This is a genomic window from Kocuria sp. CPCC 205231 (genome assembly GCF_040980965.1).
GTDB classification, from domain to species: Bacteria; Actinomycetota; Actinomycetes; order Actinomycetales; family Micrococcaceae; genus Kocuria; species Kocuria rosea.
This window is the reverse complement of sequence record NZ_JAVKPP010000006.1, coordinates 190,726-215,575: the sequence shown is the minus strand read 5'-3', so window position 1 is coordinate 215,575 and position 24,850 is coordinate 190,726. Positions and strand designations below refer to the sequence as shown.

The window sequence follows — 24,850 nt, the reverse complement described above, 5'->3', positions numbered from 1 at the left end:
ATCGTGCTCCGCCCGCGCCCCGTTGTCCACTCGGCGGGCCCGCGTACCGCCGCCCCGCGGATCCTGCGAGAATGGGGGAGCACCCGCACCCGCCCGCCGACCGGAACGAGGCCCATGTCAGCCGAAGAAGTCGTCCTCCTCGACGAGGCGCACCGTCCCATCGGAACCGCGCCCAAGGCCGGGGTGCACACCACGGACACCCCCCTGCACCTGGCGGTCTCGTGCTACGTCCTCGACGACGACGGGCGGCTGCTGCTGACCCGCCGGGCGCTCGCGAAGAAGACCTGGCCCGGGGTGTGGACCAACAGCTTCTGCGGTCACCCGGGCCCCGGCGAGGGGTTCGTCGAGGCCATCGCGCGCCGCGCCGGCCAGGAGCTGGGCTTCGAGGTGACGGGGATGACGGAGGTGCTGCCCGACTTCCGCTACCGGGCGGTGGACGCCTCCGGGATCGTGGAGAACGAGTTCTGCCCCGTCTACCTGGCGCGGGCCACCGGGCGGCCCCGGCCGCTGCCCGCCGAGGTCGCGGAGGTCGCCTGGATCGCCCCGGAGGAGCTGTTCGCCGCGGCGGAGGCCGCGCCGTTCCTGCTCAGCCCGTGGCTGCTGGAGCAGATCGCGGACGACCGGCTGCGCGGGGCGCTCACGAGCCGGGCAGCGCTCCGCCCGTAGCGCTCCGCCCGGCCGGCTCCCTCCGGCTCACTCCATCCGTCCGGCCAGGCCGGCGGCCACCGTCTCGAGGGCGGCGCGCAGCGCGAGGATCGCCAGGCGGTGGGCGCTCGCTCCGCGGATCGAGGTGAACACCGTCCGCCGGGGCCCGGTCGGCAGGTCGACCAGCCGGCAGGGCGAGTCCCCGCCCGCCCACATCAGGTCCGGCATGAGCGCCACGGCGTTGCCGGACTCCACGAGCCGGGTCTGCGCCTGCAGGTCCGCCGTCGAGAACCGGACGTCCGGCTCGAAGCCCGCCCGCCGGCACAGCTGCTCGCCCCAGTGCCGCGAGGCGGCTCCCCGCGGTTCCATGACCCACGGGAGCTCGCGGGCGTCCCGCAGGGAGGCGACGAACGCGTGCTCGGGGCCCGGGGGGACGGCCAGGCGGATGGCGTCCGTGATCAGCCGCCGCCGGTCCAGGTCCGGGTGGTGGGCGGCGGCGTGGCTCGGGTACTGCTCCGCCACGACCACGTCGAACTCCCGGGCCCAGGTCTCGTAGAGGGCCCGCTCCGGCTCGGCCTGCACCATCTCGACCCGCACGTCCGGGTGCTCGCGGCGCATGGCGCCCAGCACCTCCGGCAGCAGCGCCAGGGCCGCGGACTGGAACACGGCGACCCGCACGGTGCCGGTGACCGTGCTCAGCGACGCCGCCAGGTCCGACTCGGTGCGCTCCAGGACGTCCAGCAGCTCGGTGGTGCGCGCCACCAGGATCTCCGCCTGCGGCGTGAGCTGAACCCGCCGGCCGGCCTTCGAGAGCAGGGCCACCCCCGCCTCCTTCTCCAGCGCCGAGAGCTGCTGGGAGACCGCCGAGGGGCTGAAGTTCAGGGCGGCGGCGACCTCCGCGAGGGTGCCCCGCAGCGCGAGTTCCCGCAGCAGCCGCAGCTTGCGCACGTCCAGCATTCCGCCGCCTCCCAAAGATTAGTACTGCTGATGAATCATCTGTGGAATTCTTCACTTTATCCGAATCGTCCCGGGGCGCACACTGGACGTACCGCAGTGCTTTCGACCCAACCCAGGGAGTACCACCCATGACGACGATCCCCGTCCCCCCGGCAGCGCAGGCCCCCGGCCGCCCCGCGGTGGGACGCACCCTTTCCCACGCCGCCATCCCGGCGTCGCTGCCCGAGCAGGCCGTGGCCACGGTGCGCCGCTGGCTCACTGAGGCGGAGCAGTTCCCCAGGGACGCCTCGGGGGAGCAGCTGGCGGGGGTGCTGAAGGATCCCGCCGGCCTGGACTTCACGGTCGGCTTCGTGGACGGCGTCATCCGCCCCGAGGACCTCCGGGTGGCGGCCCGCAACCTGGCCCGGCTGGCGCCGAAGGTCCCCGGCTTCCTGCCCTGGTACCTGCGCTCCGCGGTGCGCGCGGGCGGGGCCCTCGCCCCCGTGGCCCCGCAGGTCGTCATCCCCGCGGCCCGCAAGGCGCTGCGCGAGATGGTGGGCCACCTCATCGTGGACGCCAGCGAGGCCAAGCTGGGGAGGTCGATCGCGAAGATCCGCAAGGACGACGTCCGGCTCAACGTCAACCTCCTGGGCGAGGCCGTGCTCGGGGACCGCGAGGCCGCCCGGCGGCTGCAGGGCACCCACGACCTGCTGGCCCGCCCCGACGTCGACTACGTCTCCATCAAGGTCTCCTCCACCGTCGCCCCGCACTCGCCCTGGGCCTTCGACGAGGCCGTGACCGAGGTCGTCGAGAAGCTCACCCCGCTGTACGAGCGGGCCGCCTCCTTCACCGCGCCCAAGTTCATCAACCTGGACATGGAGGAGTACAAGGACCTGGACATGACCCTCGAGGTCTTCACCCGGATCCTCGACCAGCCCCGGTTCAAGGACCTGGAGGCCGGCATCGTCCTGCAGACCTACCTGCCCGACGCCCTGGCCGCGATGATCCGCCTGCAGGAGTGGGCCGCCGCCCGCCGCGCCGCCGGCGGCGCCCCCGTGAAGGTGCGCGTGGTCAAGGGCGCGAACCTGCCGATGGAGCAGGTCGAGGCGTCCCTGCACGACTGGCCGCTGGCGACCTGGGGCACCAAGCAGGACTCGGACACCCACTACAAGCGGGTCCTCAACTACGCGCTGCAGCCCGAGCACACGGACGCCGTGCGCATCGGCGTCGCCGGGCACAACCTCTTCGACATCGCCTTCGCCTGGCTGCTGGCCACCGAGCGCGGCGTGGCCGGGGCCGTGGACTTCGAGATGCTGCTCGGCATGGCCACCGGCCAGGCCGAGGCCGTCAAGCGCGACGTCGGGTCCCTGCTGCTCTACACCCCCGTGGTGCACCCGGCCGAGTTCGACGTGGCCATCGCCTACCTGATCCGCCGGCTCGAGGAGGGCGCGTCCCGCGAGAACTTCATGTCCGCGGTCTTCGAGCTCTCCACCGACGAGGAGCTCTTCGAGCGCGAGAAGCAGCGCTTCCTCGCCTCCCTGGCCGGCCTCGACGACACCGTGCCGGCCCCCCACCGGGTCCAGGACCGCAGCCTGCCCGAGCCGCCCGCCCCGGTCGACGCGTTCACCAACACGCCGGACACCGACCCGGCCGTGGCCGCCAACCGGGACTGGGGGCGGGCGATCCTCGCCCGGGTCCCCGGCTCCCGGGCCGGCGTGGCGACCGTCACGGCCGCGGCGCTGCGCACGGAGGAGCAGCTCGACCGTGTCATCGAGGCGGCCCTCGAGGCAGGGCGCGGCTGGGCCGCGCTGAGCGGCGCCCAGCGCGCCGAGGTGCTCCACCGCGCGGGCGACGCCCTGTCCGCCCGCCGGGCCGAGCTGCTCGAGGTCGCCGCCGCCGAGGCCGGCAAGACCCTCGACCAGGCCGACCCGGAGATCAGCGAGGCGATCGACTTCGCCCACTACTACGCCGAGCGCGCCCGTGAGCTGGACGAGGTCGACGGCGCGTCCTTCGTGCCCTCCCGGCTCACCGTGGTGACCCCGCCGTGGAACTTCCCGGTGGCCATCCCGGCGGGGTCCGCGCTGGCGGCCCTCGCCGCCGGCTCCCCGGTGGTGTTCAAGCCGGCCGGCCCGACCAAGCGCTGCGGCGCCGTGGTCGCCGAGGCACTCTGGGAGGCCCTCGACGCCTCCGGGATCCCCCGCGACGTGCTCGCCCTCGTGGACCTCGAGGAGCGCGCCCTCGGCCGCCAGCTGATCTCCCACCCGGCGGTGGACCGGCTGATCCTCACCGGCGCCTACGAGACGGCGGAGCTGTTCCGCACCTTCCGCTCCGATCTGCCGCTGCTGGCCGAGACCTCGGGGAAGAACGCGCTGATCGTCACGCCCAGCGCCGACTTCGACCTCGCCGCCAAGGACGTCGCCTACTCGGCGTTCGGCCACGCCGGGCAGAAGTGCTCGGCGGCCTCCCTGGTGATCCTGGTCGGCTCCGTGGCGCAGTCCCGCCGCTTCCGCAACCAGCTCGTGGACGCCGTGACCTCCCTGACCGTCGACCACCCGACCAACCCTGCCGCGCAGATGGGCCCGCTCACCGAGCCCGCCGAGGGCAAGCTGCTCCAGGCCCTGACCACCCTCGAGGAGGGGCAGTCCTGGCTGATCGAGCCGCAGCAGCTCGACGGGACCGGCCGGTTGTGGTCCCCGGGCGTGCGCACCGGCGTGCAGCGCGGCTCCGAGTTCCACCTGGTGGAGTACTTCGGCCCGGTGCTCGGCGTGATGACCGCCGAGACCCTGGAGGAGGCCGTGGCCCTCCAGAACGAGGTGGAGTACGGCCTCACCGCCGGCCTGCACTCCCTGGACCCGGAGGACATCGGCTACTGGCTCGAGCACGTCCAGGCCGGCAACCTGTACGTCAACCGCCACATCACCGGGGCCATCGTCCAGCGCCAGCCCTTCGGCGGGTGGAAGAAGTCGGCCGTCGGCCCCGGCACCAAGGCCGGCGGGCCCAGCTACCTCATGGGCCTGGGCGAGTGGGAGCCGGCGCCGCTGCGCGGGGCCGGGCTCCCCGTGGCCGACGCGGCCGCCGTCGAGCTGCTGCAGGCCGCGCACTCGGGCACGGCGGACCTCGGGCCGGCCGAGGCGCAGGGCCTCGAGCAGGCGCTGCGCAGCGACGAGGCCGCCTGGGCCGAGGAGTTCGGCGTCGCCGAGGACGTCACCGGGCTCTACGCCGAGCGCAACGTCTTCCGCTACCTGCCCCTGCCCGTCACGGTGCGCCTGTCCGAGGGCGAGCCGCTCGCCGACCTGCTGCGCGTCGTCGCCGCCGGGCTGCGGGCGGGCTCCGCGCTGACCGTCTCCACGGCGCACGAGCTGCCCGCCCTGGTGCGCGCCGTGCTCACCGACCGCGGCGTGCCCGTGCGGGTGGAGGACGACGCCGCGTGGCTGGCCGGCGCCCCGGCCCTCGGCGGCGGGCGCGTCCGGCTGATCGGCGGGGACCGCGCGGCCTTCATCGCCGCGACCGGGTCCCGTCCGGACGTGGCCGTCTACGCCCACCCGGTCACCGCCGCGGGCCGGGTCGAGATGCTGCCGTTCCTGCACGAGCAGGCCGTGAGCATCACCGCGCACCGCTTCGGCACGCCGAACCACCTCACGGACGGACTGATCTAGCAGCCCTCCCCACCACGGCCCCGTGCCGCGGACCACCGGCCCCTCGTGGGCCCGGTCCACGGCCCGGGGCCGTTCCGTTTCCCCGGCCGCAGCGCCCCTGATGGATCAGTCCTGGAGCAGGGACGCGTGCACGACCAGGTTCGCGTCGAAGGAGCCGGTCGCGGGGTCGTAGCCGTCGCAGGTGATCAGGCGCAGCTCCGGGCCGGCGGTGTTGCCGTAGACGCGCAGCGTGGGGAACGCGGCCTTCTCGTACCGCTCGACGGCGTCCACGGCGAACACGGCCGCGGAGCCGTCCTGGCGCGTGACGGTGATCCGGTCCCCGGGGGTCAACCGGTGCAGCTCGGCGAACACGCCGGGGCCGCCGCCGGTGGCGTTGACGTGGCCCAGCAGCACGGACGGACCGGCCTCGCCCGGAGTGGGCGAGTGCCGGTACCAGCCGGCCGGTGCGCCGGGACCCTCCGGAGGGACCTCCAGGCTCCGATCGGGGCGCAGCCCGAGCTGCACGAGCTCGCCGTCCAGTCCGATGCGCTCCACCGACAGGCGCTCCGGCGGCGACTCGGGAAGGGCCTCCGGCGCGGGAGCCGGCGCCTGCGCGGCGTCCGCGGGGGCGCTCGCCCGAACGGGCGGCGGCGAGGACGGTGCCGACAGGGCGCCCGCAGCGAGGGGCACGACGCGCTCCGCGACCGACCCGCGCTCCGTCGTCGTCCCCGGCGCGGGGCTGTCACCGGTGCACCACAGGGCCAGGACCACGGCGAGCCCCGCCAACCCCGTGCGGAGGTGGCGGGGCTCGCGGCGGTGCCGGGCCATCCGGTGCCCGCCGGTCAGCGTTCGCCGGCCACCCGGCGGCGCGCGCCCACGGCGGCACCCAGCGCGAGCATGCCGAGAACGGCCGCACCGATGATCCCGTTCGTGTCCGAGCCGGTCCCGGCGGTCTCCACGCCCGTGTCGGCAGGACCCTCCGGCACGGCCATCTGGGCGGGCGCCAGGACGCCGCAGGCCACCGGGATGTCGGAGGCGAGGGGCAGGTCCGGGGCCATCGGATTCACCTTGACCTGCGCCGCGGCCGAGAGGGCCGCCGAGTCCGCGCCGTGGACGTTGACCACGGCGGTGCCGTTCTGCAGGGCCGCGACCATCGCGGCGTCCACCGGGACGGTCCGCTGGTAGGTGTAGGCGTCACCGGCGGGGAACCGGTCGATCGCCACGGCCGAGGCCGGGGTCGTGTCGCCGGAGGTGGTGAGGGAGGCTCCGATCCCACCCGTCCAGGGCTGGCCCTCCATGGAGCTGACCGCGCCGTCCCCGTCGGCGTCGGCCGTCGGGGGAGCGCAAAGCCCCTGTCCCCCGATGTGGATGTGCTGGGCGTGCGGATAGGGTGCGCCCTGGAACAGGGCGGGAGCACCAGCGACCTCGACGGTCAGCACGGCCTCCCCGCCCGTGACGTCGACGACCACGCTGCCGGTGGTGGTGCTGCTGTTGACCGGGGCGAGCTCGGCCCGGACGGACCAGCTCTCGGCCGCGGCGACAGGGGCTGCGGGGAGGGTCGCGGCGGCGAGGGCCAGGGCGGGTGCTGCGAGCAGTGCGGACTTCTTCACGGGATCGGCCTCTCGGTGAGAGCGACGGAATGAGATGTGACGCAGTGCACAGTTTACTGGGAGTTCCCTGGGTTTCGAGGATCGGGGCGCAAGTGCTTCGGTGAATCCGGACCGGGTCCGAGGTGTGTCGGTGGCCGAGGGGCGCCGCCCCCGGAGGGATCGGGTCGAGAGCGGCGCCCGGAGAGCTCGGCCGACTGTGCTCCGGTGTCCCCCCACGTGCATCGCACATCGGACCCGTGAGTCGGCCGTGGCTCGTCGATGCAAGGGTACTGATATGTAAATAAATGTTCATCATTTCGTAAGCCGCCTCACAGTCCGGGCGGGGTCCCGCTCCGACGTGGGGGAACGCGGCGGTGCCGCGCCGTGCCGCAGCACCCGGACCGCCACGGGCGCGGCCCGGGTGCTCCGGCGCCCGGATGCGGCGCCGAGGCCTGTCTCATTGTGTCTCCGACCGCCGATCCTGGTGTTCTCCCTTGCCAGCCCGTGAACGGGGGGAGCACAGTGGGCTCACGGTGCGGTGCGGGACGGCGCGGGACGAGGGAGAGGTGCCACCATGGGCAACATCGTCGAGTTTCCCACCGCGGACGGACGCAGCGTCCTGGTGGAGACCGCGGACGGGTCCGGCGGACCGGTCACCCGGGGCGGTCACCGCGAGAGCGTGGTGCTGGAGGCCCAGCGGACCTTCGAGGAGGCGGTGGCGCACATCCAGCCCGCGGTCCAGGCCCTGATCGACCAGCTCGTGTCCCTGGCCCACCGCCCCTCGGGGGTGTGCGTGGAGTTCGGGGTCGACCTGCACGCGGAGGCCGGTGCCTTCATCGCGAAGACGGGCGGCGCCGCGAACTTCATGGTCAAGCTCACCTGGGAGGACACGCGCACGGAATGAGCGGGCACGATCCACCGACGGTCCGTCCTGCCCCGAGCCGAGGGACCGCCCGATCAGGAGCCATGGGGTGAGGAACCGGTGAGCGTGCTGGAGCTGTCGGTCGTTCGGTCCGCGGAGGAGGGCCTCTACGACGTCGAGATCGTCCACTCCCCGGTGGGCGAGGCCTCGGCCACCGTGGCGATCGACTGCGCGGGGCTGATGCAGGGGCGCGACCGATGGCAGGACGCGCTCCTGGCCTCCGCCGCCAGCACCCGCCGGCTGGTCGCCGGCCCCGAGACGACGGTCCGGACGGTGGGCCAGGAGCTCTTCGACATGCTGCTGGGCCACCCCGCGATCGGGGCCCGCTACCGGTCCAGCGTGGACGTCGCCGCCGAACGAGGTGAGCCGCTGCGCCTGGTGCTGCGTCTGGCCGCGCCGGAGCTGACGCCCCTGCCCTGGGAGGCCATGTACGACGCCCAGGCCGGCACCTACGTCGCCCGGATCGACCCCCTGGTGCGCCATGTGCCCGTCGCGGCCGCCCCGCCGCCGCTGCGGGTGCAGCAGCCCGTGCGGATCCTCGGGATCACCGCCTCTCCCCGGGGGCTCCCGGTCCTCGACGTCGAAGCCGAGGAGCAGTACCTGGCCCAGGCGCTCGCGGAGCCCCTCGAGCGGGGACAGATCGAGCTGACATGGGTGCGCGACGCCACGTGGGACGGCGTGCACGACATGCTCCTGGGCCAGGAGTGGCACGTCGTCCACTTCATCGGGCACGGGGACTTCGACGTGGAGCTGGACGAGGGCGTGCTGGCGCTCGTGGGGGCCGACGGGCGGGCGCACCGGGTGGAGGCCAGCCGGTTCGCCGACCTGCTGCACGAGGCGACCCCGATGCCCCGGCTCGTGGTGCTCAACTCGTGCCAGTCGGCCGTCTCCGGGTCGGTGGACCTGTTCTCGGGCACCGCCTCTGCGCTGGTGCGCGGGGGCGTCAGTGCCGTGGTGGCCATGCAGTTCGAGATCACCGATCCCGCGGCCGCCGCCTTCGCCCGGGGCTTCTACTCCGCCGTCGCCGCCGGGCGGCCTGTGGACCAGGCCGTGCGCAGCGGGCGCGTGTCCATCCTGGGCATGAACGGCCACACGCTGGAATGGATCACCCCCGTCCTCTACCTGAGGGGTCTGGAGACCCGTCTGTTCAGCATCCGCAGACCCCGGGAGCGGAAGCGGGCCGCCGAAGCCCCCCGGTCCTCGCGCGCCGGCGCGCCGGTGGTTCCCGGGGCGCCGGCCGGCGGTGGCCCCGCCGCGGCGCCGGTCGAGCCGGTCCCGCCCCAGGCCGGGCCCGGGAGCTCACCCCCGACGGCGGAACCGCCGGTGGTCGAAACTGCCGCGCCGGTGGTGGAGGATCCCGGCCCGGTGGCCGAGCGTCCGGATCCGGTGGCCGAGCGCCCCGATCCGGTGGTGGAGCGTCCCCCGCCGGCGCCTGGACCACCGGCTCAGACGGGCCGCCCGGCTGCGGGGCACCGCCGGCGGCACGCGCGGGTGCGGTGGCTGGCCCCGCTACTGCTCCTCCTGACCGGGGCGCTCGTGTGGTGGGCGCTGGCCCGGATCGGTACCGTCGAGGTGGAGGCCGCAGCCTACCGCGATCGTCCGGTGGACGAGGTGGTCCGGGAGCTCGACGAGCTCGGCCTCGGGGTGCGTGTGCGGGGGGAGCCCCACGGGACGGCGGAGGGCACGGTGCTCGGCCTGTGGCCCACCGGCAGGGTGGAGCGGGACACCGAGATCACGGTGGTCCACTCGACCGGTCCGCGGGGCCTTGCCGGAGGGCTGCACGAGCCGGGGAGCGAGGTCGGGACCGACAGCGCGTCGGGGGATCCCGCGGACGCCGGCCCGGGTGCGGCCCCCGACCCCGAGGTGGTGTACCTGCCCGTGGACATGGTGGGACGACCTGCCCAGCCCGTCATCGACCGGATCAGGGCGAGCGGGGTGCAGGTCACGGTCAAGTACGAGGACGGCACGGACCGGCCGCCGGGCGAGGTGGTCCGCACGGACCCGCTCGAGGGGACCCCGGTGCAACAGAACTCGACCGTCACCGTCTGGATCGCCCGGTAGGGCGCCCGCCGCTCCGGCTCAGTGCGGACCGGGCAGCGCGAACTCCTTGTAGAACTGCGTGTCGAAGCGCTCGGAGTCCGAGAGGAGGTAGCGTCCTTCGACCGCCGCGACCGTGCCGGGCAGCACCGACTCCACGATGGCGCACATCTCCGCGACCGTCGCCGTGGACGTGTTCTGGATCTTGGTGATGAGCATGCCCGGCCTGATCCCCGCCTTGCTGGCCCCGGAGCCGGGGGTGACGGCCTTGACGTAGAGGCCTCCCTCGATGCCGCTGCGCGCCATCCTCGCGTCGAGCGCAGGGCCGCCGGCGGGGTCGAGGGCCGTGAAGTAGCCCGGATAGTACTCCTCCACGGCCCACCCCATGTCGTTCTGCGACTGGCCCTTGAGCAGCTTGTCGACGATCTCCGTCCGGGCCGAGTCGATCGCGATGGAGTAGAACTGGCCCTCCTCCACGACGTTCCGGCCGCTGAACTGCGTCGAGGTGTTGATCCCCACCACACGGCCGTGGTGGTCGAGCAGAGGCCCTCCCGAGCTGCCGGGATTGACGGTGGCGCCGTGCTGGATGGTGTCCTTGTACTCCGGGGCGCCCTGCGGCTGTGCCGGGACCTTGGTCGCGTTGACGAGTCCTGAGGCGATGAGGAGCTTCTGGCCGGAGGGCTGGTCGGGCGGAGCGGTGGAATAGCCGAGCGCCGTGACCGTGTCCCCCGGGGTCACCGCGTCCGAGCTGCCGATGACGAGCGGGTGCGTCTGCTCGGGCAGCGGGGAGGAGAAGTGCACCACCGCGAGATCCGTGCACGGGTCCAGGGCGATGACGTGCAGGGACGCCTTCTGACCGGTGTTGAACCGTCCCGAGATCGCCGCGAGGCCCTGGACGACGTGCGCGTTGGTGACGGCCATCCCGGCGTCCTTGTCCACGACGAACCCGGTGCCCATCCCCAGGTAGTCGTCGGGCCGGCGTCCCTGGATCGCGAACACCGAGGTGTCTCCGAGGGCGTGCATCTGCTGCGTGGTGAGGTCGGGCGGGTGGTCCTCGCCCGGCGGGAGCTGGCCGGACACGGTCAGCCCGTTCTCCTCGTGGTGCGGGATGTCCGTGGCGCCGGCCGATGCTCCCGGGGCGGCCGGCCCACCCGCTCCGGCCTGCTCGACCTGGTCCTCGGGCGTCGTGTCCCCCGGCCCGCATCCGCTCACCAGCAGGACGCTGACGGCCAGGGCGGCCGCGCTCCTGCGCCGGACCCGCGTGCTCCTGGACGATCTCATGGTGCTCCCCCCTCGGACACCGCTGACTATCCTGACCTCATTGTCGCCCGGGGGGACGCCCGACGGCCGGGCTTGACGAAGTAAGGCAGCTCACGATCCGGACACGGACCCGCTCCGACGTGCGGTGACGTCCTTCGGGAGGCCGCCGCCGCAGTCCGGGCCGGCCGGCTCGGCAGTGCCGGACCGGCCGGCTCCGCGGCCCGGGAGCGCGCCCGCACGGAGGCTCAGTAGGCCGTGCGCGCGACGTTCCTGGCCCAGGCCTCGAACGGTGCAGTGCGCTCGGCGAGGGCCACCGGGCGCACCGGCAGCGACCGTTCGTGCTCGGGCGTGGCGAAGTACTCGTAGAACTCGGCGTCGTCGAAGCCGCCGGCGGCCGCGTCGTGCCGGTCCGCGGCGAACCAGACGGCGTCCAGCCGGGCCCACAGCGAGGCGGACAGGCACATGGGGCACGGCTCGCAGCTGGTGTAGAGGGTCGCGCCCGAGAGGTCGAAGGTGCCCAGCTCGCGGCAGGCGGCGCGGATCGCCATGACCTCCGCGTGCGCGGTGGGGTCGTTGTCGGCCGTGACGCGGTTGACGCCGCTGAAGCGGCGGCCGTCGGCGGTGACGACGACGGCGCCGAAGGGGCCGCCGTCGACGGCGGCGTTGCCCACGGCCAGGTCGATGGCCTCCAGCAGCAGCTGCCGGGCGTCGGCGGGCGGGGTGCGGTCAGTGTCCATGCGGAACTCCCGGGGTGGGGGGCAGATGTCGCCGGGGAGCGTCCCGGGCCGGGGCGGGGGGACGTGCGCCGACGGCGGCCGCTGCGTGGTCGATAGTGCGGTGCTGCCTGGTAGATGGCCCGGGGATCCGGGCCCGCCGTGGGCCTGTCCAGAGGTTACCGAGGAGTGTGCCCGACCACAACAGGTGCCCCGGCGTGCCGGCGGGGGAGGAGGGCCGGGCTCCGCGTGCCGCCCCGCCCGCGCTGTGTCACGCCGCCCCTCCCTCGGCCGATCCTCCGGCGAACCGTGGAACACTGCTGACAGCACTGCTCCCGGTTCCTCGGAGCATCAGCGGGCACGCCGTCCGGCGGGCCCACGACACCGGAAGGAGCGGCCATGGGTCGGCAGACGAGACCCTCCGGCACGCCCGAGCCCCTCCGTCTGGGGCTGCGCGCCAACGCCGCCCAGTTCACGCTCCTGGTGGCGGTCAACGCCCTGGTCGGCGGCATGGTCGGCCAGCAGCAGACCGTGCTGCCGCTGCTGGCCGCCGACGAGTTCGGGCTGACCGGCTACACCTTCATCTTCACCTACGTGGCCGCGTTCGGGATCACCAAGGCGATCGCCAACTGGTTCGCCGGCACCTTCTCCGACCGGTACGGGCGCAAGCCGGTGCTGCTGGTGGGCTGGCTGTTCGCCGTGCCGGTGCCGCTGATGCTGATCTTCGCCCCGGACTGGGGGTGGGTGGTGGCCGCCAACGTGCTGCTCGGCGTCAACCAGGGCCTGACCTGGTCCACGACCGTGGTGATGAAGATCGACCTGGTGGGCCCGGCCCAGCGCGGACTGGCCATGGGGCTCAACGAGGCCGCCGGCTACGGTGCGGTGGCCGTGACCTCCCTGCTGGCCGGGTACCTGGCCGAGCAGTACGGGCTGCGCCCGGCCCCGTTCCTGCTGGGCCTGGCCTACACCGCCCTGGCGCTGCTGCTGTCGGGGGCCTTCGTCAAGGAGACCCGCGGCCACGCGCTGCTCGACGCCGGCCGGCACACCCCGCGCGCCGACGGGATGCACGACCACCTGCACGCCGGTCTCACCGACCGCCAGATCATCGCCCAGACCAGCCTGAGGGAGCCCGCGCTGTCCTCGGCCAGCCAGGCGGGGCTGGTCAACAACCTCAACTTCGGGCTCTCCTGGGGCCTGTTCCCCCTGCTGTTCGCCACCGCGGAGCTCACGGTGTCCCAGATCGGGCTGCTCTTCGCCCTCTACCCCGGGGTGTGGGGCGTCGGGCAGCTGGTCACCGGCGCCCTGTCGGACCGGGTCGGGCGCAAGCACCTGATCACCGCCGGGATGGCCACCCAGGCCGCGGCCCTGGCCGTCATCGCCGCCGGCGACGGGTTCGGCGGCTGGGCCGCCGGGACGGTCCTGCTCGGGGCGGGCACCGCGATGGTCTACCCGACGCTGCTGGCGGTGGTGGGCGACGTCGCCCACCCCGTGTGGCGCGGCCGGGCCGTGGGCGTCTACCGGGTCTGGCGCGACCTGGGCTACGCGGTCGGGGCCGTGCTCGGGGGGATCGTGGCCGACCTGCTGGGCCTGCACGCCGCGGTCTGGGCCGCCGCCGGCATCAGCGCCGTCTCGGCCCTGGTCGTGGCGGCGCGGATGTACGAGACCCACCAGCCGGTCCCGGCCGGCCCCCGGGACTGAGTCCGCGGGACCGAGCCCGCGGGGCGGGAAGCCCTCGGGCGCTCCCCCGGCCCGGGGCCCCGGCCGGGAGAGCGACCCGGCGCCTCGAGGGCCCCGCGACCGGTCGCTAGAGTGGGGAGCGCCCACCCGCCGCACCGGGTCCGCACGCCACCGGGCCCGGGCCGGACCGTCGCCGGCGCCGTGCCGGCGACCGGAGTCCCCGAGCTCTCAGGAGGACGCCCCTCCCATGGCCGACCTGTTCGACTTCAACCACGGCGGCGCCACGCACCCCGGCGCTCGCGCCGCCGTCCACCCCGGGGCGGACTCCGGCGAGCACGTGGTGCTGTACACCGTGGTCACCGAGACGGACCGGCACATCGTCCTCGACGACGGCTTCACCTACGACAAGCGCACCGGTGTGGTCCAGGGCCCCGCGGGGCGCCCCACGCTGCAGAACCGCGTGACGGCCACCGAGGGCAGCGCGATGTTCGCCTCCTGGTCGGAGATCGCCCGGCAGCCCCGCCGCCCGGACGGACGCACGGAGGGCTCCGCCCCGCGGCGGGCCCCGGCGCGACGCCTCGGCCCGCTGCTCCGCCGGCTCGGACGCCGGTGAGGTCTCCGGCGACCTGCGGGGCCGCACGCTGACGGCCGCCGGCACGGGCAGGCCATAGGCTGGTCGGCGGACCCGTCCACCCGTTCCCCTGAGGAGTGCACCGTGCCCCTGATCCAGCGACACCTGTTCGGCCCCGGCCCGTCCAACCCCTACCCGGAGGCCACGGCGGCGCTGGGCCACCCGCTCCTCGGCCACCTGGATCCCGCCTTCCTCGACGTCATGGACAGCGCCTGCGACGGCCTGCGCACCGTCTGGGGCACGGACAACCGGCGCACCCTGCCGCTGAGCGCCACGGGCTCCGCCGGCATGGAGGCGGCGTTCGTCAACACGGTGGAGGAGGGCGACGTCGTCGTCGTCGCCGTCAACGGGCTGTTCGGCGAGCGGATGTGCGACGTCGCGGCCCGGTGCGGTGCCGAGGTGGTGCGCGTGGACTTCCCCTACGGGGAGCCGATCGACCCGCAGCGCGTCGCGGAGGCGCACCCGTCCCCGAAGATCATCGCGGCGGTGCACGCGGAGACCTCCACGGGTGTGCGCTCCGACATCGCCGCGCTGGGGGAGCTCAAGGGCGACGCCCTGCTGCTCGTGGACGCGGTCACGTCCATCGGCGGCATCGAGCTGCGCGCGGACGACTGGGGGGTGGACCTCGGCTACGCGGGCACTCAGAAGTGCCTGGGGGTCGCCCCGGGACTGGCGCCGTTCACGATCTCGGACGCCGCGTTCGAGCGCCGGGTGCAGCACCCCCGCTCCTGGTACCTGGACCTGGGCATGCTCGGCGGCTACGTGGGCGAGGCCCAGGGCCGGGCCCGGACCTACCACCACACCGCGCCCACGGCGATGATCGCGTCCCTGGACGCCGCGCTGCGCCGGATCGCCGAGGAGGGCCTGGAGAACGTCTGGGCCCGTCACCAGGCCGCGGGCGACGCGCTCCAGGCCGGGCTGCAGGACATGGGGCTGGAGCTGTTCGCCGCCGAGGGGCACCGCCTCCCGGAGCTGACCACGGTCAAGGTGCCCGAGGGCGTCGACTCCGCCTGGGTGCGGGCCTACCTGCTGGAGCACTTCTCCGTGGAGATCGGGGCGGGCGTGAAGGAGTACGCGAACACCGTGTGGCGGATCGGCCTGATGGGCCCCAACGCCGACGCCGGGTCGGTGGCCCTCGTCCTGGGCGCCCTCCAGGAGGCGCTGCGGAAGGTCCCCGCCCTGGTGTGAGCCGCTCCGCGTCCGCTCAGATGAGGTCGGTCTCGGAGCGCTCGATGCGCTCCCCGGTGCCGGGGTCCGCCACCGTGCGGCGGGTGGAGCGGCGCCGGGACGGCACGGCGGCGGCGACCCGGCCCGACGCGGAGGGTCATGTTCGGTCACGACGGCGCGGGCGCCCCGTGTCCCGCGGGGCGACCCGTGCTCCCCGGCCCGGCGCCGCGCTGCTCGGGCGGCCCGGGGGCGCGGCGGGGCGGAGCGGGAAGCGTGCTGCCGAAACCGCCGCTGGCAAGGCACGATCCCCCGGCCACTGCGCCGGCGGAGCACGCACCCGGGCGGCGCGGGTCTCCCGCGCACGCCGCCCGGCGGCCGGTGCGCCCCGTGCCGGTGGCACGACCCCGGGGTGCTCCGGCACGGAGCCGCCCGCCGGGGCGCCGGGGCCTGTAGCCGGACCCGTCCGGCTCTGCTTCTATTGAGGAACGTGGGGACCTACCGAGGAGGAACATCCGATGGAAACCTGGATCTGGATCGTGCTGGCCCTGGCCGTGCTGGCCGTGGTCGTCCTGGCCGTGCTGGCCGGGAGCCGCAAGAAGAAGGAGCGCGAGGCCGTGGAGCGGCGGGAGAACCAGCAGCGCGCCGCCGAGCTGCGCGCCCGCAGCGAGGAGGAGGACCTCTCGGCCCGCGAGCGGAAGGCGGACGCGGACGCGGCCCGCGCCGAGGCCGAGAAGGCCCGGATCGAGGCCGACCGCCTCGAGCAGGACGCCCAGCGGCGCACCGAGGACGCCGAGAAGGTCCGCCAGGAGGCGGAGACCCATCGCCGGGACGCCGCCTCGCTTGTCCCGGACGGGGACGACTCCACCCCTTCTGATGCCTCCCGCGGACGCCGCGAGGACGTCACCGATCGCGCCTCCGGGACGCGCTCCGACGAGGCCCCCTGGCAGGACGGCGACGCCGGACCGGACACCCGGACCCGGCACGACGGCGACACCCTGCACGGGGACACCCTGCACGACGGCAGCGCCCGCCCCGCCGGCGACCCCGGCCCCGGGGACCGGCCGCGCACCTGAGCCCCGGCTCGGACGCGGCGGTCGTCGAGCCGCGGAGAGCGAGCGGGGCCGGTGCGGGATCCCGCACCGGCCCCGCTCATTCTCCGCGGTCACTTCTCCCAGGGAGCCTTGATGGGGTAGTAGCGCTCCAGGAACTCCGTCATCCGCTCCGCGCGCTCGGGACCGGGCACCTCCGGGAAGCTGCCGTCGTTGAGGCAGAACATGTCGAGGTTGCGGCGGCCGAGCAGCTTCTCCATCTGCTGCAGCCCGGCGCGCGTGGTGGTGTCCACGTACTCCGTGCGGGCCGTCTCCTGGGTCACGGCCCGGCCGGTCAGCAGCGCGTAGTAGTGGTAGAGCGAGTTCGTCACCGAGATGTTGTCCGCCGCGCGGAAGCGGCTGGACGCGGTGCGGGCGAACTCCGCCGGGAACTCCCGCTCCATCTCGGCCACCACGCTGCGCCGCAGGGGCGCGGCGCAGTGCTGCAGGTGGCGGGTGGTGATCCGGCCGAAGCGCTCCCACAGGAGCCGGCGGTTGACGCGGGCGGCGTTCTCGAAGCCGGAGCGCTCGGCGGAGTTCTCGCCCAGGCCGATGCGGGTCTCGTTCTCCACGAACTTCGTGATCCCGCCCGGGGAGAAGAACATCGCCGGGCCGATCGGGCGGCCGAAGAACATGTCGTCGTTGGAGTACAGGTAGTGCTCCGAGAGCCCCTCGATGTGGTGCAGCTGCGCCTCCACCGCCTGGGAGTTGTAGATCGGCAGGGCCGAGGTGTCCGCGAAGAACTCCTCGCTGCGCACGACCCGCACGCGCGGGTGCTCGGCCAGCCACGCCGGCGGCCGGGAGTCGGTGGCGATGTAGATGTTGCGCACCCAGGGGGCGAACATGTGCACCGAGCGCAGGGCGTACTTCAGCTCGTCGACCTGCCGGAAGCGGGCCTCGTGCGCGTCGCCCTCGCCCACCACGGCGTCGGCCATGTACGAGGCCCGGACCCGGCGGTACTCCTCGTCGGAGCCGTCCACCCACGAGAAGATCATGTCGACCGCGAAGTCGATGTCGATGGCGTGGTCGGCGAACATGTTCTCGATCGTGGGCCAGGTGAGGCCGAAGCGCTCCACGGTGCCGCGCACGGCCTCGGCCACCGGGACGGTGCGCCGGGTCAGCGAGTTCTCGATGGGCAGCCGGATCTCGTCCTCGCCGAACTCCCACAGCTCCACCTGCACCCCGGTGCCGGCGCCGTAGTAGAGCTTGGCCTCCGCGGAGTAGTGGGGCCGGAACAGCCGCAGGACCCGCGCGTTGCGGCGCGAGGACAGCTCGCCGTCGGCCAGCAGCTGCACGGTCTTCTTCTTGGTGTCCATCGGCTTGACGTAGTACGGCTCGCCCACGGCCGCGTCCACCAGGGCCTGCCGGAGCCGGGGACGGTCCTTGAGGTCCACGGCGATGACGGGGCGCTCGTCGTTGCCCCGCACCAGCAGGTAGTCGACGCCCGCCGAGTCCAGGACCCCGCGCAGGAAGAGCAGGTTCTGGACCATGACGTCGTGCGGGGTCTGGTCCGTGATCCGCAGCGCGAAGCGGTCCTTGTAGCGGACCACGTCCTCGCGCTGGTCCAGGGCCGCGGCAGAGGCACGGGAAGCGGAGCGGAACACCTCGCCGTCCGTGCCGTCCTCGGGTGCCGCGAAGTACTCTGCGCCGAGCAGGGTCGTGTTGATGGTGCCTCCTCATGGTGTCGGGCCGCTGGGGCGGCGATCTCATGATAAGCCGCGACGGCCGGACTCAGGAGGGGAGGGGCTGGCAGCGCTCGCAGAACCACACCGCCCGGTCCCGCGGCGGCCCGGGGTACGGCTCGCCGGGCACGAGCTCGGCGTCGTCGATCCGCGCCTCCCGGACCGGGGCCCCGCACCGGCGGCACGGCTGCCGGCCGCGGCCGTAGACCCAGAACTGCTCGCCGCGACGGGCCGGGCCCCCCACCGTGGAGCGCTGCGAGCGGTCCCGGTTGACGTGCAGCAGCCGGTGGGAGAGGTCCACGACCGCGCCGAGGTCCGGGACCTCGGCCACCGGGGTGAAGGGGTGCAGCCGCTGGAGGAACAGGATCTCGTTGCGGTAGACGTTGCCGATGCCGGCGAGGTTGCGTTGGTCCATCAGCGCGGCCCCCACGCGCCGGAGCGGGTGGCGGGCGAGCCGGGCCAGGGCCTCCGCCCGGTCCCAGTCGGGGCCCAGCAGGTCCGGGCCGAGGTGGCCCACGAGCTCGTCCTCGTCGGCGGTGGCCACGAGGTCCAGCATGCCGAGGTCGAAGCCGACGGCCTGCGCGGCCGCGTTCTCGAGCACCGCCCGCGCCTGGTGGCCGGGGCGCCGCCACCGGGCACCCCGCGGGTAGACGTGCCACATGCCCTCCATGAGCAGGTGGGAGTGCAGGGTGAGCGGGGGCAGGCCGTCGGGCCCGCCGTCGGTGCGGACCAGCAGGTGCTTGCCCCGCGGCACCACCTCGGTCACGGTGCGCCCCGAGAGGTCCGCGGTGGCGATCGACGGGAACCGGAGGTCGCTGCGGGTCAGGATCCTCCCGGCCAGGGCGCGGCGCAGCAGGACGGCCTGGCGGTAGACGGTGTCACCCTCGGGCACGGCCGCCCCCGGTGCTCGGGTCCGCGCTCATCGGCGCATCCTCAGGCCGCGCGGCGTCGAGTAGAACCCGCCGGCCAGCAGGGACTCCCGCACCGCGGTCTCGACGGGGCCGTGCCCCAGGACCCCGGCGCCGTTGACCTTCTCGACGGTCAGCTTGTCCACCGCGCCCCGGCGGACGATCTCGGCCACGGCGGGTCCGGCGGCGGCCAGGGCGGCCGCGTCGTCGGTGAACGCGAGCACGGTCCGCCCGCCGCGCTCCACGTACAGGGCCAGGGCGCCGTCCACGAGCACGACGACGGCGCCCGCCTTGCGCCCGGGCCGGTGCCGCCCCGCGGGCGCGTCCCGGCCGTCCGGGGCGGGCACGGACACGGGCTCCGGCCACTCGAGGGCCGCCCCGTAGGGGTTGGCGGGGTCGGTCGCGGCGAGCGCCAGCGCCACGGGCTCCTCGGCGCGGACCTGGTCGTCGGTGCTGAACGTGCGCAGGTGGTCCACCGTGGCGGCCTGCGCGAACTGGGCGGCGCCCAGGCCCTCGATGAAGTAGCCGCGGCGGGCCCGGCCCGTGTCCTCGAGCGTGGAGAGCACCTTGTAGACGGTGGCGAAGCCGCCGGGGAGCTCCTCGACCGCCACGGGGCCCTTGGTCACCACGCCGTAGCGGTCCATGAGCAGCTCCGCGGTGGCCGACGCCCGCAGCGTGGGGTCGAGGGGCTCGGGGCGCAGCATCGACCAGCGCCCGGCCACGAGCGGGGAGTCGTGGCGCTCCAGGGTGGCCGCCCGCGCCGGGGCGCGCAGCGCCCCGCCGATCCCCGGGCGGGAGGCCGCGCCGGGCCGCAGCCGGGCGGCGCCCCGGCGGGACGTGGTGCGTCCCCGCGGGGCCTGGGCCCGGTGCCGGTGGGCGGCCTGCCCGCCGGAGAGCAGGGTGCGCACGGGCAGGAAGGTGTCGTTGGTGATCAGCCCGGACCAGACGAGGTTCCACAGCGCGGTGGTCAGCGCCGGGGCGGGAACCGGGTCCCCGGCGGCGTCGAGCAGGCCCAACAGCTGCGGGAAGAACCACGCGCCGCCGGGGGCCAGGACGTCGAGGACCCGCCGCTCCAGCGTGGAGTCCAGGGCCGACGCCGCGACCTCGAGGGTCTCGGCCGGGGGCAGGGTGAGCTGGGCCGCCTCGCTCAGGTGCAGCGACACCCATCCGTCGTCGCCCGCCAGGGACCCGGCCCCGGACCACAGGATCTCCCCGGTGGCGGTCAGCTCGTCCAGCAGCTCGGGCCGGTAGTCCGCCACCCGGGCGGCGAGCACCAGCGGCTCCCAGGCCGAGGCGGGGACGGCGACGCCCGCGAGCTGGTCCACCACCGTCAGCACCCCGTCCTCGCCGCGCAGCTGGTGGCCCCGGCCCACGTGCTGCCAGGCCGGCAGGAACCGGGCGTAGACCTGCCCGGAGACGGGCTCAACGTCCCGGCGCAGCGCGGCCAGCGAGCGGCGCCGGATCCGGCGCAGCACCTCGGACTCGCACCACTCGGAGGCCGCCGGGCCGGCCCCGCCGCCGTCGGGGCGCACCGGCCGGAACTCGCCCTCGACCACGCGCCGGTCCGCGGCCAGCCGCTCCAGCGTGGTGCGCACCACGGCCGTGCCCAGCCCGAGCCGCGCCGCGGCCTCGTCCACGGTGAACGGCCCGTGGGTGCGGGCGTAGCGGGAGACGAGGTCGGCCAGCGGGTCCTCGACCGGTTCCACGAAGGCCAGCGGCACCCCCATGGGCAGGGGCACGCCGAGCGCGTCGCGCAGCCGGGAGGCGTCCTCGATCGCGGCCCAGTGCTCGACGCCGCGCAGGTGCACGCGCAGGGCGCGGTTGGCGGCCACGAGCTGCTCGAGCCACCCGGCGGCGACGTCCTCGGGGCACGCGGACTCCGGGTCCCCGGGGTCCTGGAGCCGGCGGACGGCCTCGGCGGTGGTGAGCGGGCCGAGCAGGCGCAGCAGGTCGGCCGCGCCCTCGACCCCGCGCAGCCGCCGGTCCGGGGCCAGTCGCTGCAGCTCCGCCTCCGTGCGCTCGATGACGTCGGGGTCCAGCAGCTCCCGCAGCTCGGCGCGGCCCAGGAGCTCGTTGAGCAGGGCGGCGTCGAGGGACAGGACGGCCGCCTTGCGCTCTGCCAGCGGGGAGTCGCCCTCGTAGAGGAACTGGGCCACGTAGCCGAAGAGCAGGGTCCGGGCGAAGGGCGAGGGCTGCTCCGTGGTGGTCTCGACCACCCGGATCGCGCGCCGCTCGACCGCTCGGTGCAGCTCCTTGAGCGCGGGCAGGTCGTAGACGTCCTGGAGGCACTCGCGGATCGTCTCGAGGATGATCGGGAACTGCGGGTACTTCCGGGCGACGTCCAGCAGCTGCGCCGAGCGCTGGCGCTGCTGCCACAGCGGGGAGCGCCGGCCGGGGTCGCGCCGGGGCAGCAGCAGGGCCCGGGCGGCGCACTCCCGGAACCGGGAGGCGAACAGTGCGGAGCCGCCCACCTCCTCGGTGACGATCTGGTCGAGCTCGTCGGCGTCGAAGAGGAACAGCTCCGCCCCCGGGGGCTCGTCCTCCATGGCCGGCACGCGCAGCACGATCCCGTCGTCGGCGGCCTGCGCGGAGCCGTCGAGGCCGTACCGCTCGTGCAGCCGGGCCCCCACGGCCAGCGCCCACGGGGCGTGCACGGGCATCCCGAACGGGGAGTGCAGCACCACGCGCCAGTCCCCGAGCTCGTCGTGGAAGCGTTCGACGACGAACAGCCGGTCCGACGGGACCTGCCCCACGGCCTCCTTCTGCTCGCCCACGTAGGCCAGCAGGTTGTCGGCGGCCCACTCGTCGAGACCGGCCGCGCGCAGCCGGGCGCGGGCGTCCTCCGCGGAGGCCCCGGCGATCTCGCGGTTGAACCGGCCCACCGCGCGGCCCAGCTCCACGGGCCGGCCGGGGCCGTCGCCGTGCCAGAACGGGAGCTTGCCCGGCACACCGGGGGCGGGGGAGACGATGACGCGGTCGTGGGTGATCTCCTCGATCCGCCAGCTCGAGGCGCCCAGGGCGATCACGTCCCCCACGCGGGACTCGTAGACCATCTCCTCGTCGAGCTCGCCTACCCGCCGGGAGTTCTTCCCGTCCTGCTCGCCCACGAGGTAGACCGCGAACAGGCCGCGGTCCGGGATCGTGCCGCCGGAGGTCACGGCCAGGCGCTGCGCCCCGGGCCGGCCCTCGATGGTGCCGGTCTCCCGGTCCCACACGATCCGCGGGCGCAGCTCGGCGAACTCGTCGGACGGGTAGCGGCCCGCGAGCAGGTCCAGGGTCGCGTCGTAGGCGGAGCGGGGCAGGGTCAGGAACGGGCAGGACCGGCGGACGGTGTCGAACCACTCCTCGACGTCGATCGGCCCCAGCGCGGTCGCCGCGACCGTCTGCTGGGCCAGGACGTCCAGGGGGTTGAGCGGGACCGCGAGCGGCTCGATCCGTCCCTGCAGCATCCGCTCCACCGTGACGGCGGCGTCCAGTAGGTCCCCGCGGTGCTTCGGGTAGAACCAGCCGCGCGAGACCTCGCCCACCTGGTGGCCGGCGCGGCCCACGCGCTGGAGGCCCGAGGCCGCCGAGGGCGGGGCCTCGATCTGGACCACCAGGTCCACCGCACCCATGTCGATGCCCAGCTCCAGGGAGGAGGTGGCCACCACGCAGCGCAGCCGTCCGGTCTTGAGGTCGTCCTCGATCACCGCCCGCTGGTCCTTCGAGACCGACCCGTGGTGGGCGCGGGCCAGCACCGGCGCCGCGCCCTCGTAGCGGCCGGTCTGCCGGCGCAGGTCCGCGGGCTCGGGGGCGGCGGGCCCGCGGGCCGCGGCCGGCTCCTGCCCGGCGAGGGCGGAGCGCAGCACGTCCCCGACCTGCTGGGGCGCGGAGCCGGCAGGGGGCCCCGGCGCCCCGTCGTCGCCCGGACCGGCGCCGTCCGCGGGGGCGCCGTCCCGGGGCCCGTCGTGCGGGTCCGCGTGCTCCACGCGGAACGCGTAGATCTCGTTGAGCCGCGCGGTGAGCTTCTCGGCGAGGCCGCGGGAGTTGGCGAACACGATGGTCGACCGGTTCTCGAGCACCAGGTCCACGACCCGCTCCTCGACGTGCGGCCAGATCGACGCCGTGGTCGTGGGGGCGAGGGCGTCGAGGTCGTCGTCCCCGAAGGCCGAGCCGGCCAGGGACGGCGAGGCGCTCGGCCCGCCCAGCACGGTCATGTCCGGGATGGGCACCGAGACGGTGAGGTCCCACGTCTTCTCCGTGCGCGGCGCGACGACGGTGACCGGCTCCCGGCCGCCCAGGAACCGGGCGACCGTCTCGATCGGCTCGACGGTCGCGGACAGCCCGATGCGCTGCACCGGCTGCTCCAGCAGGGCGTCCAGCCGTTCGAGCGTGAGCGCCAGGTGCGCGCCCCGCTTGGTGCCGGCCACGGCGTGCACCTCGTCCACGATGACCGTCTGCACGTCCGTGAGGGTCTCCCGCGCCTTGGAGGTCAGCATCAGGTACAGCGACTCGGGGGTGGTGATGAGGATGTCCGGGGGGTTCGTGAGCAGGGCCCGGCGGATCGCCTGCGGTGTGTCCCCGGAGCGGACGCCCACGCTGATCTCCGGCGGCTCGATCCCGGCGTGCCGGGCCGTCTGCGAGATGCCGATCAGGGGGGCCCGCAGGTTGCGCTCCACGTCCACGCCCAGGGCCTTGAGCGGGGAGATGTAGAGGACGCGGGTCCCGCGCCGCTCGCCCGCGGTGCTCGCGGAGCGGGCCTTGGCCCGCAGGGTCCCGCCGGGGGCCGGGGCGCCGCCCGCAGGGCCGGGGGCGGGCCCGGCGCCCGGCGTCCCGGCGCCGGGCGCGGCCTCCGCCACGAACCGGTCCAGGGCCCACAGGAACGCGGCCAGGGTCTTGCCCGAGCCGGTGGGCGCCACGATCAGGGCGTGGCGCCGCGCGGCGATGGCCCGCCACGCGCCCTCCTGGGCGGCGGTGGGCGCGGCGAACGCACCCGAGAACCAGGCCCGGGTGTGCTCGGTGAACAGGCTCAGGGCTGGTTCAGGCGCCAAAGCCCTGGATCTCGAGCTGGTGGATCCGCGGATCGCCGCAGGCCTCCACGGGGAAGGGGATCACGACGGACTCCGTGTTCTCGGGCGGGTAGACGCGCAGACCGGTGGCGGTCCGGGCGTCGCAGGTCGGGTGGTTGCCGGCCTGGCTGATGCGCAGGCCGGCGGTGACGGACTCCCCGGGTGCCAGGACCTGCCCGGTGCCGGGGACGGTGGCGTCCCGCAGGGCCGGGGAGCCGATCATCGTGCCGTCGGCGTCGACGAAGGACACCCCGGCGTAGCCGGCGAGCGTGCACGGGTCCTCGCCCGCGTTGGTGAGGACGACGTCCACGTGGACGGAGCCGGCGGCGCCGCCCACGGGGGCGGCCGCGACCTCGAGCCGGGAGGTGGTGCACAGGGGCGAGCCGCCGGTGCGGGTGCCCGCGGTGCCGCCGCGGGCGGCCGTGCCGTCGCCCTCCGCGCCGGGGGCACCGCCGTCCGTCCGCTCCGCCGCCTCGTCCGGCCCGTCGTCGTCGGCCCTGTCGTCGTCCGTCCGGTCCGCCGCCGGCCCGTCCGCGGCGGGCTCCGCCGCCGGGTTCTCCGCCGACGGGTCCTCCGCCGGACCGGCGGTGCCCTGCCCGCCGGCCCGGTCCTCGGCCGGGGCCGTGGTGTCCTCCGTCCCGGTGGCCGGGGCGGTCTCCGGGGTCGCCGCCGAGGTCGGGGCCGGCCCGCTCTCGGCGGGGGCGCCGGCGGTGCCGGTCTGCTCCGGCTCCTCGCCCGCGCAGGCGGTGAGGAGCAGGGCTGCGGCGAGGGCGAGGGCTCCCAGGACGGGGCGGGGGGCGGGGGAGAGCGAAGACACGGGGGGATATCCTCCTCGGACGGACGTCGTGGCGTACCACGTCCCGGGAAGGGATCCCTCCCAGGTGCTTCATTCTAGGCAGGGCCACCGACACC

Annotated in this window: 17 protein-coding genes; 8 read left to right on the top strand and 9 right to left on the bottom strand. The window is 74.9% G+C overall.

Features of this window, described 5'->3' with window-relative positions:
• Positions 1-114 precede the first annotated feature (114 nt).
• On the top strand, positions 115-666 hold the full coding sequence (gene idi / locus RF640_RS08420) for an isopentenyl-diphosphate Delta-isomerase (RefSeq protein ID WP_368827465.1): 552 nt from the start codon (positions 115-117) through the stop codon (positions 664-666).
• 27 nt (positions 667-693) lie between these two features.
• Here idi and RF640_RS08415 read toward each other — a convergent pair whose 3' ends face one another.
• Positions 694-1,602, bottom strand: coding sequence for a LysR substrate-binding domain-containing protein (locus RF640_RS08415; protein ID WP_368827463.1), 909 nt, complete (start codon positions 1,600-1,602; stop codon positions 694-696).
• A 128-nt stretch (positions 1,603-1,730) separates the two neighbouring features.
• Here RF640_RS08415 and RF640_RS08410 point away from each other — a divergent pair, with 128 nt between their 5' ends.
• Entirely contained in the window at positions 1,731-5,237 is a 3,507-nt protein-coding gene (locus RF640_RS08410; RefSeq protein ID WP_368827461.1) for a bifunctional proline dehydrogenase/L-glutamate gamma-semialdehyde dehydrogenase, read from the top strand.
• Between the two features lie 105 nt (positions 5,238-5,342).
• Here the strand turns inward: RF640_RS08410 and RF640_RS08405 are convergent, their stop codons facing one another.
• Both RF640_RS08405 and RF640_RS08400 read right to left on the bottom strand, forming a co-directional pair.
• On the bottom strand, positions 5,343-6,044 hold the full coding sequence (locus tag RF640_RS08405; protein WP_052132979.1) for a class F sortase: 702 nt from the start codon (positions 6,042-6,044) through the stop codon (positions 5,343-5,345).
• 14 nt (positions 6,045-6,058) lie between these two features.
• Entirely contained in the window at positions 6,059-6,826 is a 768-nt protein-coding gene (locus RF640_RS08400; RefSeq protein WP_176337363.1) for a hypothetical protein, read from the bottom strand.
• A 553-nt stretch (positions 6,827-7,379) separates the two neighbouring features.
• Between RF640_RS08400 and RF640_RS08395 the strand changes: the two genes are divergently transcribed.
• Entirely contained in the window at positions 7,380-7,709 is a 330-nt protein-coding gene (locus tag RF640_RS08395; protein WP_368827459.1) for a CU044_2847 family protein, read from the top strand.
• Positions 7,710-7,787: 78 nt separating this feature from the next.
• Positions 7,788-9,788 carry a CHAT domain-containing protein gene (locus RF640_RS08390; protein ID WP_052132978.1) on the top strand — a complete coding sequence of 667 codons (2,001 nt, stop codon included), beginning with the start codon at positions 7,788-7,790 and terminating at the stop codon, positions 9,786-9,788.
• 18 nt (positions 9,789-9,806) lie between these two features.
• Here RF640_RS08390 and RF640_RS08385 read toward each other — a convergent pair whose 3' ends face one another.
• Together RF640_RS08385 and RF640_RS08380 are read right to left on the bottom strand one after the other, a co-directional pair.
• Positions 9,807-11,045 carry a S1C family serine protease gene (locus tag RF640_RS08385; RefSeq protein WP_081994456.1) on the bottom strand — a complete coding sequence of 413 codons (1,239 nt, stop codon included), beginning with the start codon at positions 11,043-11,045 and terminating at the stop codon, positions 9,807-9,809.
• Between the two features lie 224 nt (positions 11,046-11,269).
• On the bottom strand, positions 11,270-11,761 hold the full coding sequence (locus RF640_RS08380; protein WP_017833907.1) for a nucleoside deaminase: 492 nt from the start codon (positions 11,759-11,761) through the stop codon (positions 11,270-11,272).
• 375 nt (positions 11,762-12,136) lie between these two features.
• Here RF640_RS08380 and RF640_RS08375 point away from each other — a divergent pair, with 375 nt between their 5' ends.
• From RF640_RS08375 to RF640_RS08360, 4 genes are all read left to right on the top strand, one after another.
• Positions 12,137-13,435: an MFS transporter gene (locus RF640_RS08375; RefSeq protein ID WP_109221738.1), complete on the top strand. Its 1,299-nt coding sequence runs from the start codon at positions 12,137-12,139 to the stop codon at positions 13,433-13,435.
• 226 nt (positions 13,436-13,661) lie between these two features.
• Positions 13,662-14,027 carry a hypothetical protein gene (locus tag RF640_RS08370; protein WP_017833909.1) on the top strand — a complete coding sequence of 122 codons (366 nt, stop codon included), beginning with the start codon at positions 13,662-13,664 and terminating at the stop codon, positions 14,025-14,027.
• A 102-nt stretch (positions 14,028-14,129) separates the two neighbouring features.
• Positions 14,130-15,233: an alanine--glyoxylate aminotransferase family protein gene (locus RF640_RS08365; RefSeq protein ID WP_035927767.1), complete on the top strand. Its 1,104-nt coding sequence runs from the start codon at positions 14,130-14,132 to the stop codon at positions 15,231-15,233.
• A 494-nt stretch (positions 15,234-15,727) separates the two neighbouring features.
• Complete coding sequence (locus RF640_RS08360) at positions 15,728-16,285, top strand: hypothetical protein (protein WP_017833912.1); 558 nt, start codon at positions 15,728-15,730, stop codon at positions 16,283-16,285.
• 89 nt (positions 16,286-16,374) lie between these two features.
• Here the strand turns inward: RF640_RS08360 and RF640_RS08355 are convergent, their stop codons facing one another.
• From RF640_RS08355 to RF640_RS08340, 4 genes are all read right to left on the bottom strand, one after another.
• Positions 16,375-17,904 carry a stealth conserved region 3 domain-containing protein gene (locus RF640_RS08355; protein ID WP_368827455.1) on the bottom strand — a complete coding sequence of 510 codons (1,530 nt, stop codon included), beginning with the start codon at positions 17,902-17,904 and terminating at the stop codon, positions 16,375-16,377.
• A 127-nt stretch (positions 17,905-18,031) separates the two neighbouring features.
• Entirely contained in the window at positions 18,032-18,874 is an 843-nt protein-coding gene (locus RF640_RS08350; RefSeq protein ID WP_017833914.1) for a DNA-formamidopyrimidine glycosylase family protein, read from the bottom strand.
• A 27-nt stretch (positions 18,875-18,901) separates the two neighbouring features.
• Complete coding sequence (locus tag RF640_RS08345; protein ID WP_109242946.1) at positions 18,902-23,920, bottom strand: DEAD/DEAH box helicase; 5,019 nt, start codon at positions 23,918-23,920, stop codon at positions 18,902-18,904.
• Positions 23,910-24,755 carry a DUF4232 domain-containing protein gene (locus tag RF640_RS08340; protein WP_095651279.1) on the bottom strand — a complete coding sequence of 282 codons (846 nt, stop codon included), beginning with the start codon at positions 24,753-24,755 and terminating at the stop codon, positions 23,910-23,912. The genes RF640_RS08345 and RF640_RS08340 overlap by 11 nt, the downstream gene beginning before the upstream one ends.
• Positions 24,756-24,850: the final 95 nt, after the last annotated feature.

Bases quoted from the DNA above. Each gene is read 5' to 3' on its own strand.
- idi (WP_368827465.1), top strand. From the start codon at position 115: ATGTCAGCCGAAGAAGTCGTCCTCCTCGACGAGGCGCACCGTCCCATC.
- RF640_RS08415 (WP_368827463.1), bottom strand. From the start codon at position 1,602: ATGCTGGACGTGCGCAAGCTGCGGCTGCTGCGGGAACTCGCGCTGCGG.
- RF640_RS08410 (WP_368827461.1), top strand. From the start codon at position 1,731: ATGACGACGATCCCCGTCCCCCCGGCAGCGCAGGCCCCCGGCCGCCCC.
- RF640_RS08405 (WP_052132979.1), bottom strand. From the start codon at position 6,044: ATGGCCCGGCACCGCCGCGAGCCCCGCCACCTCCGCACGGGGTTGGCG.
- RF640_RS08395 (WP_368827459.1), top strand. From the start codon at position 7,380: ATGGGCAACATCGTCGAGTTTCCCACCGCGGACGGACGCAGCGTCCTG.
- RF640_RS08385 (WP_081994456.1), bottom strand. From the start codon at position 11,045: ATGAGATCGTCCAGGAGCACGCGGGTCCGGCGCAGGAGCGCGGCCGCC.
- RF640_RS08380 (WP_017833907.1), bottom strand. From the start codon at position 11,761: ATGGACACTGACCGCACCCCGCCCGCCGACGCCCGGCAGCTGCTGCTG.
- RF640_RS08375 (WP_109221738.1), top strand. From the start codon at position 12,137: ATGGGTCGGCAGACGAGACCCTCCGGCACGCCCGAGCCCCTCCGTCTG.
- RF640_RS08370 (WP_017833909.1), top strand. From the start codon at position 13,662: ATGGCCGACCTGTTCGACTTCAACCACGGCGGCGCCACGCACCCCGGC.
- RF640_RS08360 (WP_017833912.1), top strand. From the start codon at position 15,728: ATGGAAACCTGGATCTGGATCGTGCTGGCCCTGGCCGTGCTGGCCGTG.